The sequence below is a fragment of the Streptomyces sp. CBMA156 genome (genome assembly GCF_014596515.1).
In the GTDB taxonomy this organism is placed as follows: Bacteria; Actinomycetota; Actinomycetes; order Streptomycetales; family Streptomycetaceae; genus Kitasatospora.
In genome coordinates this window covers 1-18,781 of record NZ_MSJQ01000447.1, presented here as the reverse complement: position 1 = coordinate 18,781, position 18,781 = coordinate 1, and the positions used below count along the sequence as shown (strand labels likewise).

At 73.8% G+C, this 18,781-nt stretch carries 14 protein-coding genes, 3 tRNA genes and 1 pseudogene; 11 read left to right on the top strand and 7 right to left on the bottom strand.

Going from position 1 to position 18,781, the window contains the following annotated elements; translation table 11 throughout:
* Positions 1 to 54 precede the first annotated feature (54 nt).
* From pelF to BU198_RS40475, 7 genes and pseudogenes are all read left to right on the top strand, one after another.
* On the top strand, positions 55 to 1,569 hold the full coding sequence (gene pelF / locus BU198_RS40505) for a GT4 family glycosyltransferase PelF (protein WP_188301703.1): 1,515 nt from the start codon (positions 55 to 57) through the stop codon (positions 1,567 to 1,569).
* A gap of 73 nt (positions 1,570 to 1,642) precedes the next feature.
* Positions 1,643 to 3,175 (top strand): hypothetical protein, encoded by a 1,533-nt coding sequence (locus BU198_RS40500; protein ID WP_188301702.1) that lies wholly within the window; start codon positions 1,643 to 1,645, stop codon positions 3,173 to 3,175.
* Between the two features lie 136 nt (positions 3,176 to 3,311).
* Complete coding sequence (locus BU198_RS40495) at positions 3,312 to 4,304, top strand: SDR family NAD(P)-dependent oxidoreductase (protein ID WP_188301701.1); 993 nt, start codon at positions 3,312 to 3,314, stop codon at positions 4,302 to 4,304.
* 76 nt (positions 4,305 to 4,380) lie between these two features.
* A pseudogene (locus BU198_RS40490) lies at positions 4,381 to 5,082 on the top strand (NDP-sugar synthase); the annotation flags it as partial.
* Between the two features lie 125 nt (positions 5,083 to 5,207).
* On the top strand, positions 5,208 to 6,125 hold the full coding sequence (locus BU198_RS40485) for an NAD-dependent epimerase/dehydratase family protein (RefSeq protein ID WP_188301699.1): 918 nt from the start codon (positions 5,208 to 5,210) through the stop codon (positions 6,123 to 6,125).
* Positions 6,122 to 6,817 carry a spherulation-specific family 4 protein gene (locus BU198_RS40480; protein WP_188301698.1) on the top strand — a complete coding sequence of 232 codons (696 nt, stop codon included), beginning with the start codon at positions 6,122 to 6,124 and terminating at the stop codon, positions 6,815 to 6,817. Before BU198_RS40485 ends, BU198_RS40480 begins: the two co-directional genes overlap by 4 nt.
* 158 nt (positions 6,818 to 6,975) lie before the next feature.
* Positions 6,976 to 7,896, top strand: coding sequence for an endo alpha-1,4 polygalactosaminidase (locus BU198_RS40475; protein ID WP_188301722.1), 921 nt, complete (start codon positions 6,976 to 6,978; stop codon positions 7,894 to 7,896).
* A 54-nt stretch (positions 7,897 to 7,950) separates the two neighbouring features.
* Here the strand turns inward: BU198_RS40475 and BU198_RS40470 are convergent, their stop codons facing one another.
* The gene (locus BU198_RS40470) at positions 7,951 to 8,151 is read right to left on the bottom strand and encodes a hypothetical protein (protein WP_188301697.1); all 201 of its coding nucleotides are present in this window, start codon (positions 8,149 to 8,151) and stop codon (positions 7,951 to 7,953) included.
* A gap of 154 nt (positions 8,152 to 8,305) precedes the next feature.
* On the opposite strand from BU198_RS40470, the gene BU198_RS40465 reads away from it, so the two are divergent.
* The 3 genes from BU198_RS40465 (at position 8,306) to BU198_RS43630 (ending at position 10,093) form a co-directional block, all read left to right on the top strand.
* On the top strand, positions 8,306 to 9,259 hold the full coding sequence (locus tag BU198_RS40465) for an aldo/keto reductase (RefSeq protein WP_188301696.1): 954 nt from the start codon (positions 8,306 to 8,308) through the stop codon (positions 9,257 to 9,259).
* Between the two features lie 143 nt (positions 9,260 to 9,402).
* On the top strand, positions 9,403 to 9,573 hold the full coding sequence (locus BU198_RS40460; RefSeq protein ID WP_188301695.1) for a hypothetical protein: 171 nt from the start codon (positions 9,403 to 9,405) through the stop codon (positions 9,571 to 9,573).
* Between the two features lie 394 nt (positions 9,574 to 9,967).
* Entirely contained in the window at positions 9,968 to 10,093 is a 126-nt protein-coding gene (locus BU198_RS43630) for a hypothetical protein (protein WP_262987114.1), read from the top strand.
* A gap of 57 nt (positions 10,094 to 10,150) precedes the next feature.
* Here the strand turns inward: BU198_RS43630 and BU198_RS40455 are convergent, their stop codons facing one another.
* From BU198_RS40455 to BU198_RS40430, 6 genes are all read right to left on the bottom strand, one after another.
* Complete coding sequence (locus BU198_RS40455) at positions 10,151 to 11,131, bottom strand: C40 family peptidase (RefSeq protein WP_188301694.1); 981 nt, start codon at positions 11,129 to 11,131, stop codon at positions 10,151 to 10,153.
* Positions 11,128 to 12,399, bottom strand: coding sequence for an SPFH domain-containing protein (locus BU198_RS40450; protein ID WP_188301693.1), 1,272 nt, complete (start codon positions 12,397 to 12,399; stop codon positions 11,128 to 11,130). The genes BU198_RS40455 and BU198_RS40450 overlap by 4 nt, the downstream gene beginning before the upstream one ends.
* A 194-nt stretch (positions 12,400 to 12,593) precedes the next feature.
* Positions 12,594 to 15,569, bottom strand: coding sequence for an Ig-like domain-containing protein (locus BU198_RS40445; RefSeq protein ID WP_188301692.1), 2,976 nt, complete (start codon positions 15,567 to 15,569; stop codon positions 12,594 to 12,596).
* A gap of 387 nt (positions 15,570 to 15,956) precedes the next feature.
* Positions 15,957 to 16,032 (bottom strand) — tRNA-Arg (locus BU198_RS40440).
* A gap of 31 nt (positions 16,033 to 16,063) precedes the next feature.
* A tRNA-Arg gene (locus BU198_RS40435) sits at positions 16,064 to 16,139 on the bottom strand.
* A gap of 228 nt (positions 16,140 to 16,367) precedes the next feature.
* Positions 16,368 to 16,461, bottom strand: a tRNA-Ser gene (locus tag BU198_RS40430).
* A gap of 177 nt (positions 16,462 to 16,638) precedes the next feature.
* Between BU198_RS40430 and BU198_RS40425 the strand changes: the two genes are divergently transcribed.
* Positions 16,639 to 18,781: PAS domain-containing protein (locus tag BU198_RS40425; RefSeq protein WP_188301691.1), on the top strand; the 2,143-nt coding region annotated here is incomplete at its 3' end.

Below are 18,781 nucleotides of genomic sequence, written 5' to 3'. Positions count from 1 at the left end.
CCCGTTCCGGTCATCCAGGCCGGAACCGACGCAAGAACAGGAGGGGGGACAGGAATGCGCGTCACCCTGCTCACCGAGGGGACGTATCCGCACCAGCACGGCGGCGTGAGCGTCTGGTGCGACCAGCTCGTTCAGGGCATGCCCGACGTCGACTTCGACGTCATCGCCGTCACCGGAACCGGGCACGAACCACTGGCCTGGGAGCTGCCCGCCAACGTGCGGTCGGTCACCACCGCACCGCTGTGGGGGCCGGCCTCTGATGCCCGGCCGCCCCGTGGCAAGGAGATGCGGCGCTTCCTCAACGCGTACGAGCGCTTCCTGCACTCCATCCTCGACCCGGTCTACACCACCCACTTCGGGACCGAGCTGTACAACTTCGCCGACCTCGGCCGGGCCGGGCTGCTCAGCCCGGCGCTGCGCAGCGAGCGGGCGCTGCGCACCCTCCAGCACGTCTGGACCCGTGACTACCTGCCGACCGCCGTCTCCAGGCCCACCCTGCACGACGCCCTGAACGCCACCGACCTGCTGGAGCACGCCCTGCGGCCGCTCTCGGTCGAGCCGCCCAAGGACGGCGTCGCGCACGCGGCCAGCGGCGGGCTCGCCACCCTGCCCGGGCTGATCGCCGCACAGCAGTACGGCGTACCGTTTCTGCTGACCGAGCACGGCATCTACCTGCGCGAGCGCTACCTCGGCTACCGCACCGGCCCGTACCGCTGGCCGGTCAAGGCGCTGCTGCTCGGCTTCTACCGGATGCTCGCCGAGGAGAGCTACCGGCAGGCCGCGCTGGTCACCCCCGGCAACCGGTACAACCGGCGCTGGGAAGAGCGCGGCGGCACGCCGTCCTCGCACATCCGCACCGTCTACAACGGGGTGGACCCGGCGGCCTTCCCGCCGGCCGGCCCCGAGCCCGAGACGCCGACCCTCAGCTGGGCCGGCCGGGTCGACCCGATCAAGGACCTGGAGACGCTGATCCAGGCCTTCGCCATCGTCCAGCGTGAGATCCCCGAGGCGCGGCTGCGGCTCTTCGGCGGCACTCCCAAGGGCGGCGAGGCGTACCGGGACCGCTGCATAGCCCTGGCCGCCGAGCTCGGCATAGCCGACTCGGTGGCCTTCGAGGGCCGCGTCGCCGACATCACCGACGCCTACGCGGCGGGCAACGTGGTCATGCTCTCCAGCATCAGCGAGGGCTTCCCGTTCACCCTGATCGAGGCCATGTCCTGCGGCCGCGCGACCGTCTCCACCGACGTCGGCGGCGTGCGCGAGGCGGTCGGCGACACCGGCCTGGTCGTCCCCCCGCGCGAGCCCGAGCCGATGGCGGCCGCCGCGATCGAGCTGCTGCGCGACACCGAACGGCGCGCCCGGCTCGGCGAGGGCGCCCGGCTGCGGGTGATCGAGCAGTTCACCCTCCGCCAGAACATCGACGGCTTCCGCGGCATCTACACCGAACTCCTGGGCACCGCCCGCTGGATGCCCGGCGGCATGGTCGCCGTCACCGACCAGGTCCCCAGCCCCGACTGGGACCAGCAGCTGGCCGCCACCCGCCCCGAGCCGAGCGAGGTCGGGGCATGAGCGAGCGCAGCGAGCGAATCATCGAAAGGTGCGCGTCCCGCGAAGCGGCCGCCGAGTGCAACGAGGTGGGCGCATGAGCGGCCCACTGCGGCTGGTGCCCGACGAGGCCGGCCCCGAGCACACCGTGCAGCTGCGCACGCTGCCGCTCAAGCTCCGCCGGCCCGCCCCGCCGGAGCCCGAGCCGGAGGCGGAGGCGGAGGAGTCGCTCTACCTCTCCGCGGACCCGCTGGACGAACTCGCCGAGCGCCTGCGCGACGTCTGCGCCGACGCCGTCCACCCGTACGAGATCGCGGCCTTCCTGGAGTCCGACGGCCTCTCGGACGAGCAGGCCGCCCTGCTGTACGGCCGCCCCGACGCGTTCACCGTCGCCGAGGAGCTGTTCGAGAAGGTCGCCCGCCGCTACCCGGGCCCGAGCTCCGAGTTCGCCAACCCCTGGCGGGCCGACCCCTGGCGCTGCGTCGTGCGCGGCCTGGTGTTCGCCCTGCCCGGGCTCGGCTACCTGCTCGGCGCCAACCTGTTCGCGACCACCCGGATGCGCTTCGGCCTGCCCTCGGGCATGCTCGCGCTGTCCGTCGCCACGCTGGTCAGCTGGGGCTTCAACCAGGCGCTGGCGCACCGCTCCTACCGCTGGCTGGGCCGGCTGCGCCGCCGCGAGGCCGCGATCTGCCTGGCCGTCGGCGCCCCGGCCGGCGCCCTGGTCGCGGCGGCCACCGCGTACCTGGTCGGCGGGCCGCTCGGCGCGCTGTGCTTCGCCGCCGGACAGTCCTGCTACCTGGCCGCGGCCACCGTGCTGCTGGTGCTGGGACGGGAGAAGTTCCTGCTGCTGGCGCTCGCCCCGGCCTCGGTCGGCGCGGGCGTGGTGCTGGCGGTGGACGTCCCGCAGGTGGTCCGTACGGTCGTGCTGCTCGCCTCGCTGCTGCTGGCGGTCGGGCTCTGCGTCCGGGAGCTGCTGGTCTGCATCCGCGGCAACGAACGCGAGTCCGTCTCCCTGAAGCTGCCGGTCCGCCAGGAGGTCCCGCACCTGCTGTTCGGCCTGGCCTGCGGCGCGCTCACGCTGATCGCGGGCCTCGGCGAGACCCTCCACCAGGCCGTGCGGACCGGCGGCGACGCCGTACAGGGGGCCTCGACCACCCCGACCGGCCCGGCCATGATCGCGCTGACGCTCAGCCTGGGCCTCGCCGAGTGGCTGCTCTTCCGCTACCGGGCGATGGCGGTGGGCGCGCTGCGCACCAGTCACACCAGCGGCCAGTTCACCCGCCGCACCGGCGGCATCCTGCTCGGCTGCCTGTTCATCTACCTCACCACCGTGGCCGCGCTGGACGCCGCCGCGACCGTGCTGTGGCCCGGCGCCCCCGCGCTCGGTGTGCCGCAGCTCGCCGCGATGCTGCTCCTCGGCGGCTCGCTCTGGCTGGCGCTGCTGCTGAACGCCTTCGGGTTCAGCTGGAGCACCGCCCTCATCTGTCTGGCCGCCGCGGTCGCCGAGAGCGCCGGGCTGCTGGCGGGTGCGGACCCGATCGCCCTGCAGCTGATCGGCTGCGGGGCGGCCGCCCTCGTCCTCACCTCAATCGCCGGGCCCGCGCTCGGCCGCACCACCCAGCACCGCTGAACACACCGAATATCCCGCACGCCCCGATCCGCGTGCACCGTCGTACCCGCTCCACCCGAGACACCCACCGGGCCACGGCGGCCGGCCACCACAGAGCGTCGGTCCGCCCAGGCAGATCGAGAAAGCGAAAATCCGCATGAGCAGCGTCGCGGTTACCGGAGCCGAGGGCTTCATCGGCTCCCACCTCGTCGAGACCCTGGTCGCCGACGGGCACCACGTCCGCGCGATGGTCCAGTACAACTCGTTCTCGTCCTTCGGCTGGCTGGAGACCCTCTCCGAGGAGGTGCTGGAGTCCGTCGAGATCGTCCTCGGCGACGTCCGGGACCCGGGCTCGGTCAACGGCCTGGTCAAGGGCACCGAGGCGGTCTACCACCTGGCCGCCCTGATCGCGATCCCGTACTCCTACCGCGCTCCCCACTCGTACGTGGACACCAACGTCACCGGCACCCTGAACGTGCTGGAGGCGGTGCGCCACCTGGAGATCCCTCGCATGGTGCACACCTCCACCAGCGAGACCTACGGCACCGCGCAGACCGTGCCGATCACCGAGGACCACCCGATCAACACCCAGTCCCCGTACGCCGCCTCCAAGGCCGGCGGGGACCGGCTGGCCGACAGCTACCACGCCAGCTTCGAGACCCCGGTCGTCACCCTGCGCCCGTTCAACACCTTCGGCCCGCGCCAGTCGATGCGCGCCGTCATCCCGACCGTGATCGCCCAGGTCGCGGCCGGCCAGACCGAGATCACCCTCGGCGACCTGCGCCCGACCCGCGACTTCACCTTCGTCAAGGACACCGCGAACGCCTTCCGCACCGTGGGCACCGCGGCGGCCGCGACGGTGGTCGGCCGGACCTTCAACGCCGGTACCGGCGGCGAGATCTCGGTCGGCGACCTGGTCACGCTGATCGGCAAGCTGATGGGCGTGGACCTGGTGGTGAAGGAGGACGAGCAGCGCATCCGTCCGGCCAACTCCGAGGTCATGCGCCTGGTCGCGGACGCCACCCGGCTGCGCGAGGCCACCGGCTGGGCACCGGGCTTCAGCCTGGAGCAGGGCCTGGAGCAGACCATCGAGTTCTTCCGCGACCCGGCCAACCTGGCCCGCTACAAGACCGACATCTACAACGTCTGACCCGCCCCGAAACGATCATGCTCGTCCTGGTAACCAAGGTTCGTGTCCTGCACATCCTTTCCGTGGGGGAAACACCATGCACGCAGTGATCCTGGCCGGCGGCAAGGGCGTCCGACTCCGCCCGTACACCACCGCGCTTCCCAAGCCGCTCGTTCCGATCGGCGACCAGCACGCGATCCTGGAGATCGTGATGCGCCAGCTCGCCGCCGCGGGCTTCCAGAGCGTCACTCTGGCCATCGGCCACCTCGGCCACATCATCCGCGCCTACGTCGGCAACGGCTCCCAGTGGGGCCTGCGGGTCGGCTACGCCGTCGAGGACAGCCCGCTCGGCACCATGGGCCCGCTGCTCACCATGCAGGAGCGCCTGCCCGAGCACTTCCTGGTGATGAACGGAGACATCCTGACCGACCTGGACTTCGCCGGGGTGCTCAAGCACCACGAGGCCTCCGGCGCCCCGCTGACCATCGCCACCTACGCCCGCCAGGTCAAGATCGACTTCGGTGTGCTGACCGCCGACGAGGGCGTCATCACCGGCTTCCAGGAGAAGCCCAGCATCGACTACCGCGTCTCGATGGGCGTGTACGGCGTCTCCCGCTCGGCGCTCGCCAGGTACACCCCCGGCCTGCCACTGGGCTTCGACGAACTGGTGCTGGACCTGCTGGCCGCCGGCACCCCGCCCGCCGCCTACGAGTTCGGCGGCTACTGGCTGGACATCGGCCGCCCCGACGACTACGACCGGGCCAACGCCGAGTTCTCCACCATCCGGCCGGTCCTGATGCCCTTCGAGTCCACCGGTGTCACGCCGGGCGTCGCGGAGCTGCCGATCCCGGCCGCCCGCACCGCTCCGGACGACGTGGTCGCCGAGCCCACCGCCGTGGGCGCCGAGAGCGACGGACGGGCCGCGTGAGAATTCTGCTCCTCGGCGGCGACGGCTTCCTCGGCCGTCACGCCACCGCCGTCCTGCGGTCACTGCCCGGTGCCACCGTGCTGACCGCGGGGCGACGGCCCGCCCACGACCTCCGGCTGGACCTGGCCACCGCCCAGGCCGGCCCGCTCGGCGAGGAACTGTCCGCGCTGGCCCCCGACGTGGTGGTCAACTTCGCCGGCGCGGTGGCCGGCAGCGCGGTCACCCTCGCCGAGGTGAACGCCCGCGGCCCCGCGGTGCTCTGCGAGGCGCTCTCCCTCGGCGCCCCGAAGACCCGTCTGGTGCACATCGGTTCGGCCGGCGAGTACGGCGTCTGCGCGCCGGACGAGTCGCTGTCCGAGGACGCCGACGCCCGCCCGGTCGGCGTGTACGGCGCGACCAAGCTGGCCGGCTCCCTCGCGGTGGCCGGCTCGCCGCTGGACGCCGTGGTGCTGCGGGTGTTCAACCCGGTCGGCCCCGGCGCCCCGGCGGGCTCGCTGCCCGGCCGGCTCACCGCCGAGCTGCGCCGGGTGGCGCCCGAGGGCGCCGACGGCGTGATCACGGTCGGCGACCTCTCCGCCTACCGCGACTTCGTCGACGCCCGGGACGTGGCGAAGGCGGTCGGTCTCGCCGTCACCGCCGACCGTCCGCTCCCCCGGGTGCTCAACCTGGCCTCCGGGCACGCCCGGCAGGTCCGCGCGATCGCCGACGGGCTGGTCGCCGCGGCCGGCTTCACCGGCCGGATCGACGAGAGCGGGGCGGGCTCCGAACGCTCGGCCGCGGTCTCCTGGCAGCAGGCCGACGTGTCGGCCGCCGCCCGGGAACTCGGCTGGCAGCCGGAGACGGACCTCGCCGACACCCTGCGCGACCTGTGGCTCGACACCGCGGGGACCACGTCCGACCCGGTGGTCGCATGATCGCCGGGACCACCCCCGACGCCCGCCTGCTGGTGCCGCTGTACGTCCACCCCGCGGTGGACCCGGCGGCCTGGCAGGCGGTCGCCGCCGCCGACCCCGCCCGGATCGCCGCCGTCGTGCTCAACCTCGCCGACGGCCCCGGCGACGTCCCGGACCACGTCTTCACCGAGGCGGCCGACGAACTCCGCGCCGCGGGACTGCCGTTGGTCGGCTACACCGACACCGACTACGGCCGAAGGCCGCACGCGGCCGTGGTGGGCGACATCCTGACGTATCGTCAGCGACACGGCATCACCGGCGTCTACCTCGACCAGGTGACGACCCACCCGGGCGCGCTGGCGCACTACCGGCGGCTGGCCACGGCCGCCCGCGCGGCCGGCTGCGGCACCGTGGTGTTCGGCCACGGCGAGCACCCGGACCCGGGCTACGCCGAGGTCGGCCTGGCCGACCTGCTGGTCACCTTCGAGGGCGACTGGGAGGCCTACCGCACCATGACGATGCCGCTGTGGACCGCCAGACACGCGGCCTCCCGCTTCTGTCACCTGATCTACGACGTCCCCACCGAGCACGCCCAGGACGCCGCCGCCCTGATCGCCGCCCGGCGAGCCGGCGTCGGCTGCGCCGTACCGGGAGCCGGGGACAACCCCTGGCGCACCCTGCCGTACGGCCTGAACGCCGCCGAACTGACCTGACCCGATCCCGGAGTCCGACTACCGTGAACCGTCGCAACCGGCTACTTCCGGCCGCCCTGTCGCTCGCCACCGCCACCGCCCTGCTGGTCAGTTCGTGCAGCAGCTCGGGATCGGAGGACGACCAGGACTCGGCCGACGGCACCCCGAGCAACACCCCGGTGGCCACCGCACCGACCACCCCGGGCAGCACCGGTACCCCCGGCACGCCCGACCCGAGCACCGCCCCGGAGACCCCGCCCCCCGCGCCGCCCACCACCCCGGGCACACCCAGCGCCCCCGGCACCTCGGGACCCGCCCCCGGCACCCCCGGCACCCCCGGTCACACCACGCCGCCGGGAACCGGCACCCCGCCCGGCAACCCCGCACCGCCGCCGGCCGGCACCCGCTGGCAGCCCGCTCCCGGCCTGGCCTGGCAGTGGCAGCTCGGCGGTTCGGTGGACCAGTCGGTGGACGTCCCGGTCTACGACATCGACGGCTTCGAGAACGACGCCTCGGTGGTGGCCGCGCTGCACGCCAAGGGCCGCAAGGTGATCTGCTACATCAACGCCGGCTCCTGGGAGGACTTCCGCCCCGACTCCGCCGCCTTCGCCAAGTCCCTCCAGGGCTCGGACACCGGCTGGAAGGGCGAGAAGTGGTTCGACATCCGCAAGCTCGACCAGCTGAAGCCGCTGATGGCAGCCCGCTTCGACATGTGCAGGAGCAAGGGCTTCGACGCCGTCGAGCCCGACACCATCGAGGCCTACAACCAGAACAGCGGCTTCCCACTGACGCCCGATGACCAGCTCAGGTACAACCGGATGCTGGCACAGCTCGCCCACGAACGCGGCCTGGCCATCGGTCTGAAGAACGACCTCGACCAGATCCCGGCACTGCTCGCGGACTTCGACTTCGCGGTCAACGAGGAGTGCGCGCAGTTCGACGAGTGCGACCGGGTCGCACCCTTCGTCAAGGCGGGCAAGGCGGTCTTCCACGTCGAGTACAAGCTCGGCACGGACCAGTTCTGCACCAAGGCCAAGTCGCTGGGCTTCAGTTCGATGCAGAAGAAGCTCGAACTGAACGCCTGGCGCAAGCCCTGCTGAGGCCTCCCACTCCCGTCGCGCGGGTGACCCGGACCAGGGTCACCCGCGCGAGGGTCACTTGACCGCCAGCCAGATGACGGTGCCGAGCACCACCAGCACGACGACGGCGACCAGCGCGATCACGCCGGTGCGACTGCCGCTCTTGCTGCTGCCGTAGGTGGAAACGTTGCCCGGCGCCTGCGGGGCCGGAGTCTCGTCGACGAACGCCCGGAACATCTGGGTGCTGCCGGCGGGGTCGTAGTCGTTGTCAGCCATGGCACGGACTCTAACGAATCGGCCCACCTCAGGCACACCCCGGACCCCCGTCATGCGGGCCACACCACTCCCACGTGCGACAGCGGTATGACAGCATCGTCAAGACCGCGCCGTTCCCGGAATGCCGGGCCGCACAATGCGGTTGACTGCGATCATGACCGGAAACCACAGCCGGGTGAGCCTCGGCACCTCCGACCTGTCCGTCTTCCCGCTCTCCCTCGGCGGCAACGTCTTCGGCTGGACAGCGGACGAACAGCAGTCCTTCGCCGTCCTGGACGCCTACGCGGCGGCCGGCGGCAACTTCGTCGACACCGCCGACGTCTACTCCTCCTGGGCCCCGGGCAACACCGGCGGCGAGTCCGAGACCGTCCTCGGCAACTGGCTGCGCAGCCGCGGCAACCGCGAGGACGTCGTGATCGCCACCAAGGTCGGCATGCACGCCGACCGGAGCGGTCTGGGCGCGGCCACCATCAAGGCCGCGGCCGAGGACTCGCTGCGCCGCCTGGGCGTCGAGCGGATCGACCTCTACTACACCCACCGGGACGACGACACCCCGGTCGAGGAGTTCGTCACCGCGCTGGACGAGCTGGTCCGCGCGGGCAAGGTCCGGGCGGTCGCCGCCTCCAACATCTCCGCCGAGCGGCTCGCCGAGTCGCTGGCCTTCGCCGAGCGCGAGGGCCTGGCGAAGTACGTCGCCGTCCAGCCGCACTACAACCTGGTCTCCCGCGACACCTTCGAGGGCCCGCTGGCCGACGTGGTCGCCGAGCACGGCCTGGCCACCGTCCCGTACTACGCGCTGGCCTCCGGCTTCCTGACCGGCAAGTACCGTCCGGGCGGCGCGGGCGTGGACAGCGCCCGCGCCGAGGGCGCCGCCCGCTACCTGGCCGAGCCGCGCGGCCCCAGGGTGCTGGAGGCCCTGGACGCCGTGGCCGCCGAGCATGAGGTGGAGCTCGCCGCCGTCGCCCTGGCCTGGCTCACCGCCCGTCCGACGGTCGCCGCCCCGATCGCCAGCGCCCGCACCGTCGAGCAGCTCCCGCCGCTGCTGGCCGGCGCCGCCCTGGAGCTCACCCCGGAGCAGACCGCCCTGCTGGACGCCGCCTCCGCCTGAGCCCGCCCGGCTCCATCCCGGGCCCTCGCAGGCCGCGAACAGCGCCCCACCCGGGGCGCTGTTCGCGGCCTGTCGCGCTTCCGTCGGCGGCAACGTGCCTGGGAACCATCAGACCCGATGGAAAGTCATATTCACGAATTACCGTGAACGCATCAAGACGCCCCGAGCTGCGCAACCGCTCCATCCGCTGGGACAACCAGGTGGCCACCCTCGGCAACCTCCTCTACGACCTCGCCCAGCGCCTGCGGAAGACCGCAGACCGGTACACGGCCGCCGAGAACACCAACAAGCAGAGCCTGTCCGGCGGGAACTGAGGGGGCCACCACCGTTCTGAGCTACGAGATCGTCCGCAACGCCAGGACCGAGCCGCTGCACGCGGCAGCCGAGGAGTGGAAGACCCTCCAGTCCCGCTACACCGGCCTGAAGGACCGGCTGACCGACGACGTCGCCGACAAGCTGGCCGCCGGATGGGAGGGCGAGGCCGCCACCCAGGCCCGCGCGCAGATCCAGAAGGCCGCCGAGCAGATCGACGCCGCCGGCAAGGAATCCGCCGACATCAGCGGACTGCTCGCCGACGCCGCCCAGCAGTTCGCCGCCGCCCAGACCCGGCTGAAGAAGATCGCCGACGAGGACGGCCCGGCCGGCGACAAGGGCGGCCTGGCCTGGGCCGCCGCCGCCTGCCCCGGTGGCACCACCGCCCTCTTCACGGTGGACACCGTGTTCGACGGGGACCGGACCGGCGCGCCCGACCCGGCCCTGGAGAAGGACGCCCTGCGCGGCTTCGCCACCCGCTCCGCCCAGCGCCACGGCTGCTCAGCCCCGCAGCTGCCCTGAACGCGGTCCGGGCCCCCGGCAGCGCGGCGCTGTCGGGGGCCCGTCACGGCTGCCGGACTACGGCCGCCCGAAGTGGGTCGGGTAGTAGCCCTGGCTGAGGGTCGAGACCCGGACGGTCGTGCCCGGCCGCGGCGCCTCCACGAACTTGCCGCCGCCCAGGTAGATCCCCACGTGGTGGATCCCCGAGGCCCGGCCGCTGTCGGACCAGAACACCAGGTCGCCGCGGCGCAGCTGCCCGGAGCTGATCGGCGTGGTCGCCGCGTACTGGTCGTCGGCCACCCGCGGCAGGCTGATCCCCGCACGCCGGTAGGCCTGCTGGACCAGCCCCGAGCAGTCGTAGCCGGACGGGCCGTTGCCTCCCCAGACGTACGGCTTGCCCAGCTGGGCGAGCGCGTAGTCGATGGCCGACTCCATGCTCCCGGAGGCCGGCGCCGGATTCGTGGCGGGACGGTTCGCGGGCTGCGCGGGAGCCGGAGCCGAACCGCCGCCGGACTGCCCGGTGCGGCTCGCGTAGACGTCGTAGTGGCTGGTCCACCGCCACTCGCCGGAGCCGTTCTTGAACCAGTACTTGGAGCCGTCCCACCCCTGGCGCATCCCGGAGGAGGAGGCCGAGCCGTTGGAGACGGGCTGGGCGCCGGAGCCGGCCGAGCCGCCGGACTGCCCGGTGCGGCTCGCGTAGACGTCCTGGTGGCTGGTCCACCGCCACTCGCCGGAGCCGTTCTTGAACCAGTACTTGGAGCCGTCCCACCCCTGCTTCCCGGCCGCGGCCTGGGCGGATCCGGCACCGGCCGTCAGGCCGACGACGCCGGCACCCGCCAGCACGGTGGTGGCCAGGCAGGTGCTCCGCACGGCCCGGTGTATTCGGCTGCCGCCGGCCGCCGTCGCGGAGCGGGCGGTGCGTGGCCTGGCGGCGCAGTTCGGGCAGCCGCAGCCCGCGACCGCGGGGATGCTGCCGAGGCGCTCCTCGAAGCCGATCAGACCGGGATCACCGTCGGAGCCGGTACCGGCTCCGGCGTACGCGCCGGTGGCTATCCTCATGCGGGTCGTCCTTCCTTCCGTCCGGCACGGCTGGCCGGGGGCGGTACCGAGGCGGCCACTCCGGCCGGGGCGACGAAGGCGACCAGCAGCTGTTCCATCAGCGCGCTGCGGGCGGCCTCGTCCAGTTCGTGCGCGGTCGCCCGCTCCAGCCGGCGGACGGCGAGCGCCGCCGCCTCCACCGCGTCGTCCACCAGCACCGTCCGCAGGCCCGCGTCCAGGTCGGCCAGCCGGCGCCGGCGCATCGACTCGGCCACCTCGGGCGCGTAGTCCAGGGCCAGCGGCTGCACCGAGTAGACCTCCAGCCCGGCCGGGGCGGCCTCGGCCGCCAGCGCCCTGGTCATCTCGTCGGCGAACCACTGGCCGTCGCGCAGCGCGGGGCCGGGCGCCGCGTTGCTGTCGCAGGGCAGGATGGACGCGGTGCGGGTGACCACCGCCTGGACCTGCTCGCGCAGGTAGCTCTCGTGGTCCTCGATCGCCAGCAGCGCCCGGGCGGTGTCCTTGACCCGCCAGACGATCAGCAGCCGGACCACGATCGGCGTGCCGGTGCGGTCCACCACCTTGACCGGCTCGCTGCGCCAGTGCCGCAGCCGGACGTCCACCCGACGGCGGCGCAGCAGCGGGTTGACCCAGACCAGGCCGGTCCGGCGGACGGTGCCCCGGTAGCGGCCCCAGCGGGTCAGCACCCGGGTCTCGCCGCCCGCGTTGGCCAGCAGCCCGGCGAGCGTGAACACCACCAGCAGGCCGGCCGTGGCCGCCGCGGCGATGGACCGGGCGTCCACCTCCACCCGGCCGCTCTCCTTCACGGCGCTGCCGCGCAGGTCGGGCAGCACGTCCCAGTACGGGATGACGCCGGTGCGCAGCAGCACGAACAGCACCCCGGCCACGCCGATCAGCACCGCGAGCAGGGCGATCCAGCCGGGCAGCGAGGTGGCGCGGTGCTCGCGCACCGCCTGGTCGGCGCGCGGCGGGCGCCGGGAGGTGGTGGCGGTCGGCACCCCGGCAGCGGTCTCCAGGAGTTCGACGGTCTCCGGGGCGGCCGTCTCCAGCGGGTCGCGCAGGTCCGCGGAACCGGCCGGCGAGGGACTCGGGACGACGGCCAGCGGGGTGGTCGCCGGGCCGCCGTCGGCAGGGCCGCCCGCCTTGACGGTCTTGACGGCCGTGGTCCTGGCCAGCGGGCTGGCTCCGGAGGCGGAACGTTCCGGCAGTGCCGGGGGGAGCGCCTTGGGCAGATTGTCGGGTCGCTGCGAAGAATCGCGGGTGACGTCCATGCACGGGTCCTCTGGGTCGGTGTGTCGCGCAACGGGCGGCCCGGATCTGACGGGCAGTGCCAGGGTCAGGCTAAGTTCATACGTCATCAAATGCGACATTTGAGTAGAGGTGTGTCGACATTTACTGACGAATCATCCAAAGCCGACCTGACGCGCAGGCACATGAACGGATGGTCGGGACGGTTCGGCGCGGGTCAGCGCCGAGAAGCACCGGTCCTGTGGGAGAACACCCGACGGGTGATCAGGCCGAGACCGGTGAGCACCAGCAGGACTCCGGCGAGTCCACCGCGCCAGCCCGACTGGGCGGGCCGGCCGGACGCGCCCTGCCCGGGCTCCGTCGACGGCGCGGCCGGCGGCGCGGCCAGCGGCCGGATCGCGCCCCCGGACGGCTCGTCGGACCCGGTCGGGTCGGCGGGTCCGGCCGGATCGGCGGATCCGGCCGCCGAGGGCGCGGACTTCACCGCGGCGACGGCCGCCGGCGAGGCGGCGAGGCCGGGGGCCCTGAGCGGGGAGGCGGAGGCGGCGGTCGAAGGAGTCGGGACGACGGGCCTGGCGGAAGCGGGGAGCCCGGCAACCGCCGCCGAGGCCGACGAGGTCACCGAAGCCGCCGCGCTCGGGTTCGCCTTCGCGGGACCCGGCGGCTTCGCCGACGCACCGGAGGACGCCGGGCTCGACTGCGTCGGACTCACCGTCACCGGCCGGGCACCCAGCGGCGGAACGGCGATCGGCGCCACCGCGAAGGAGGGGCTCGGCGAGGCCGCAGCCGCCGGAACCGGCGCACTCGGGCTGGGCCTGGCGGGGCTCGGCTCGGTGGGGCTCGGCCGGGCCTGGTTCGACGGAACCACCGACGAGGACGGACCGGATGCCACCGGAGCACCGGGCCTGGCCGAAGCCGGCCCTGCCGGGCTCGCCGTCACCGGACTCGGCACCGCCCCCCGGCTCGGCACCGCCCCCCGGCTCGGCACCGCCGTCGTAGGCACCGCAGCCGTGGGCGCCACCGCCGTAGGCACCGCAGCCGTGGGCGCCACCGCCGTGGGCACCGCCGCCACCCCGGCGACCCGCACCGGCACCGGATCCGCCGAAGTCCCGTTCCCCGCCCGGTCGGTCGCCGTGACGATCAGCCACTGCTCCCCGTCCACCAGATCCCGGTTGGCCGTGCAGGTCCAGCTCCCGTCGAGCGCCGCCGTCGCCCCGCACAGCACCGTCCGCCGCTCCGGCTCCATGCCCGCACCGGCCCGCACCGTGACCAGCACGTCCGAGCCCGGCGCCGCCCGTCCGGCGAGCCTGGGGCGGCTGACCCGCACCGTCTCCCCCGAGGCCGGCGAGGTGAGCACCGGCCGGTCCGGCAGGGCGGTGTCGACGACCAGCGCGACCGGCTGCCCGGCCGTCCGGTTCCCCGCCGGGTCGACCGCGACCGGGGTGAGCAGGTGCTTCCCGTCCGTCAGGTTCTCGACGGGCAGGCAGGACCAGTGACCGTCCGCCGGCACCCCCGTGATGCACAGCTCGTCCGCCGAGCCCTGGTCGACGACCGAGACGGTGCTGCCCGCCTCGCCGGTGCCGGTGAGCCGGAGCCCCGGGTCGTTGGTGTACCCGGCGATGGAGAGCGTGGGGGCGACGGGCGGCGCGGTCCTCACGGTGACACTGACCGGCTCACCGCGCAGCACCACGCCACCGCGGGTGGTCTCCACCGGGGTGAGGCCGTGCGGGCCGGCGGCCAGCGCCGTGCCGGGGCGGCAGGACCAGCCGCCGCCGCGCTCGACCTCGGCCGTGCAGAGCGCGGTGTCGCCCTCCCTGACCTCCACGCCGGCGCCGGGCAGGGCGCCGCCGCCACTGATCCGCGGCCTGTCGTCGGCGAGGACGGCGCCGTCGAGCGGCTCGGCGATCTCCGGCCGGGCGGCGCCGACCGTCAGCTCGACCTGCTGGTCGATGACCTGCCCGGAGTCGGCGAAACCACCGGAGGTGACGAGCTGTCCGGCGTCGCGGCCGATCCGCAGCCGGGCCCAGGTCACGCCCGAGACCGCACCGGGCGGAACGGTCCACTCCAGGGTGGCGGTGTCGGCGCCGGGCCGGATCTCGGTCTGCACCCGCTCGGCGGGATCGAACCGTCCGGTGTGGCCGAAGTCGATCCAGCCCGCCAGGGTGGCGGGCCGGTCGCCGACCGCGACCGGGACGGTGAGCCGGTAGTAGCGGCCGATCGCGGCCTCGGTGGGGAAGCCGATCGCCGGGTCGGCGCCCCGGTACTCGCCGCGGCCGGGACGGAGCCCGGGCTGCGGGTCCGCGAAGGGGCTGCGCGGACCGGCCCCGTGGTCGAGCCGGACCAGCGGCCCGCCGTCCGGCGCCTCGGCGGAGCGGCTCCGGCCGGGGCCCGCCGGAGCGCTCGCGTCGGCGCCCAGGAGGAGGTCGGAGAGCAGGTGCGAGGCGTTGCCGTAGTCCTGCGGGGCGGTGCCGAGGCCTTCGTCGACGGTCACGGTGTAGGCCTGGCGCAGGACGGGCGGGGCCGTGGTGCTGCCGGCCCGGGCGACCGAGCGCTGCTCGACCCGGAACACCGCGGTGCGCACCGTCCCGGCCAGTTCCAACGAGCCCTCGGCCGCCGAGCCGGGATCGCCGTCGGAGGCTCCGTCCCGGCTCGCGGGGGCCAGCACCCGGCCGTCGACCGTCCAGCCGGACCAGGGGGTGCGGTCGACCAGGACGGGGGCGGCCGGCGTGCCGCCGGTGAGCGTCAGCCGGGCCGCGGTGCCGGTGCTGCCGGAACTCCCGGTGGCGAGTGCGGCCAGACCGCTGAGGTGCAGCCGGGGATTGCGGACCGGCCGCGAGAATTCCAACCGGAGCGTGCCCGCGGTGCGCCAGGAACCGTCCGCCTGCGGACGGGCCGGGGCGAGGCCGAAGGTCTGCGCGGGATCTCCCGGCCGCATTCCGTCCGCGTAACGGGCGGCCGGACTCCCCCCACCGGAGCGGTCCGCCAGTTCGCCGGGCTCGGCGGTGACGCCGAATCCAGGAGCGGCGTCGAAATCGACCCGGACCGAAAGCCCGGAGGGAAGCACCGCCCGGTGCTCCGCGGACCAGGTGTCAGGGAACTGCCGGGCCACCGCGAGCGGGGCGTTCCAACCGGTCAGCAGCCCGGTCGCGAGGACGGCCAGGGCCGTGGCCGTGCGGGGAAACTGTCGGCTCATCCGGCTCTCCTTCGCGATCGCTGCCGGGGTGGTGGGCAGTCTGCACAAGATCGGACAAAAAGGAATCACGATCCTGGGCCGGTCATACTGCGACACCTGCGCCTTTGGCCGTGTCCCACCCGTTCGGCGGTCATTGGGGCGGCAGGACGGGATGTACCCGAAACGGCTGCATTTCATCCATTAGGCGGCAATCGACACCACCCGAACGGACGCGGGAACGGGACTTCAGGACCCATCCGGCAGACCCCGGCATCCTGGACCCGACCATTCACCGGAACCCTGTGTTCGATTCCGCGGTGACGCCTCCGGTGACACCTCCGGCGACGCTTCCGGCGGGGCCCGGCGAGAACGAAAGAAGCCCCCGGCCGATGGCCGGGGGCTTCTTGCTGGTGCGCTCAGCAGGATTCGAACCTGCAACCTCTTGATCCGTAGTCAAGTGCTCTATCCGTTGAGCTATGAGCGCAAGGAACGGGCGAACCCGATCTTGCGGAGTTTGGTGCGCTCAGCAGGATTCGAACCTGCAACCTCTTGATCCGTAGTCAAGTGCTCTATCCGTTGAGCTATGAGCGCTCGCCCTGGTGAACGTTGCCTCCGGGGCGTTGCGGGGACAACATTACATGACCTGCGGCGCAGGGCGAAATCGGTTGTTCCGGGCCCCTGCCGGCCCCGCCGGAGCCCGTTCGACCCCGCGCCGCCACGACCCGGCCACCGCCCCGGACCTGCCCCGTTCCCGTCCCGAACCCGCACCGGGAACGCGAAGAGCCCCCGCCGACGAGATCGTCGACGGGGGCTCCCGACTGGCGGAGGCTGAGGGATTTGAACCCTCGATCAGGAATAACCCCGAAACCGCATTAGCAGTGCGGCGCCATAGACCGGACTAGGCGAAGCCTCCCCACAGGGACCGTACCCGCGCGAGCGGACTCGTTCCGTGTGCCAGTGATGATGCCATAACCCTGGGGCTCGGCACCAACCGCTGCCAACGTTACTAGGCGGGTCGTCCCCGCCGCAAAGAAGAATGAGATACTGCCGTCTCCGGAGGAGCTGCCCCGAGCCGAGGAGACCTGTCGACGTGAGCAGCAGGCCGATCCGAGGCGCTGCTCGCCTCGCCGCCATACTCGACGCCCTGCCCGACGCGTTGCTGCTGGTGAACAGCAACGGCACCGTCGTGGACGCCAACAGCGCGGCGGTCCAGGCGTTGCAGGCACCGGGCACCTCACTGGTCGGCATGGGCGTGCTGGGCCTGCTGCCCGAGTTCGACCCCAGCCGCATCCCCGGCTCGATGCGCCCGGCCACCCGCGACGGCGACGCCCCCGACCGTCCGGTCCGGATGACCGCCCACCGCACCGACGGCACCACCTTCCCGGTCGAGGTCTCCGGCAACGACTTCGCCGACGACGGCGACGGCCGCGGCTACGCGCGCTCCCCGTACGACTCGTACCGCGAGAACTCGCCCTCCTCCTCCGACCTGCTCCTGCTGCTGGTCCGCGACCTCTCCGGCCGGCTCGGCGTCGAGGCCGAGCTGCGCCGCCAGCACAAGCAGACCGAGATGATCCTGCGCGCCGCCGCCGAGGGCGTGCTCGGCGTGGACCTCGAAGGCCGCTGCGTGCTGGTAAACCCGGCCGCGGCGCACATCCTGGAGTACCGAGCGAGCGAGCTGGGCGGGCGCGAGCTGCACCCGCTGATCCAGCACTCCAGGGCCGACGGCACCCCGCTGGCGCTGGAGGAGTCCGCGCTGCTGGACACCCTGACCTCCGGGCGCAAGCACCGGGTGCGCGGCACCGTGCTGTGGCGCAAGGACGGCCGGCCGGTGACCGTCGACCTCACCACCGCCCCGGTCCGGGACGGCGACCAGCTGGTCGGCGCGGTGATGACCTTCACCGACCGCAGCCGCGAACTCGCCCTGGTCGCCCGCAACGAGCACCTCACCGCCGTCCTGGAGAGCGAGCTGGGCGGCGCGCTGAACGCGCTGAACCAGCGGCTCGACGCGCTCGCCGCCGACCCGGCCGGCCAGCTCTGGCCGGAGGCCAACTGGACGCTGCGCCGGCTGGCCGCCGAGTGCCGCCGGTTCGGGAAGCTGATCGACGGAGTCCTCGACCACCAGCGCTGCGAGGCCGGCGAGAGCGGCGGCGGCGAGGCCAGGGACGGCGTCGGGGAGAGCGCCAAGGACGGCAAGGAGCCCAAGGCCGGCAAGGACGGCAAGGCCGGGCGGAAGACCGCGCCCCGGGTACCGGTGGGCCTGGACAAGGTGGTCCGCCGGGCCGTCGAGGAGGCCGGCGAACTGGTCGGCCCCGGCCGGGTCAGGTTCTCGGTGCACGCCGCCGCGGTCGAGGTGATCGCCGACGAGCGGCGGCTGGCCCAGGCGCTGGCCCACCTGGTCGCCGACGTCAGCGGCATCGGGCTGGCGCTGGACGCCCCCGTCCCCCCCTCCCCCGGTCTGACCGTGCCCGGGCTGAACGGCGCCGCCGCGCCCGCGCTGCCGCCCGCCCCCGAACCGCCGACCGTCGTGCTGGCCGCCGCCCAGCGCGGCGAGGTCGCCCGGGTCGAGATCCGCGGCCCCGGCGTCGGCGGCAGCCCCGTCCACCTTCCGATAGCCAGCGCGGTGGTCGAGCGCCACGGCGGCGTGCTCCAGCCGCACGAGCTGCCCGGCAAGGCCGGCACCACGTACGTCGTCGAGCTACCGCTGGACCCGGTCGCCGCGAAGGCCGCCGCCGAACGCGCCTCCGCCGAGGGCCGCTCCGACCGCCCCAAGGAGAGCGACAGCGCCGTCCTGCCCGAGCTCCCCGGCATCCCGCAGCTGCCCAGCAGCGGTGAGCCCGCCGAGCCAGAGGCGGCCGGCGAGCAGCCGGGACCGGAGAGCGCCGAGGCGGAGCGGGCGCCCACCGAGGAGCCCCCCGCCGAGCGGCGCGGCCGCCGCGGCCGGCCGAGCAGCGAGACCCCGGCGCCCGGTGGCCCCGGCACTCCCGCCACTCCTGGCACCGCCGGGACTCCCGGCACCCCCGACATTCCGGCCGACCAGTGGCCGAACGCCCCCGCCCGGGTCGAGCGGGCCGTCCCCGAGCAGTGGAACGGCACCGGCAACGACCCCGCGTACGGCCGCCAGGGCCTGGCCGGTCCCGACGGCGCGCAGAGCGACCCGTGGGGCAAGGACGACGGCCGCTCCGGCCCCGCGTACGCCGTGCCCGTCGAGGGCGACCGGGCGGCGCAGCCGAGCC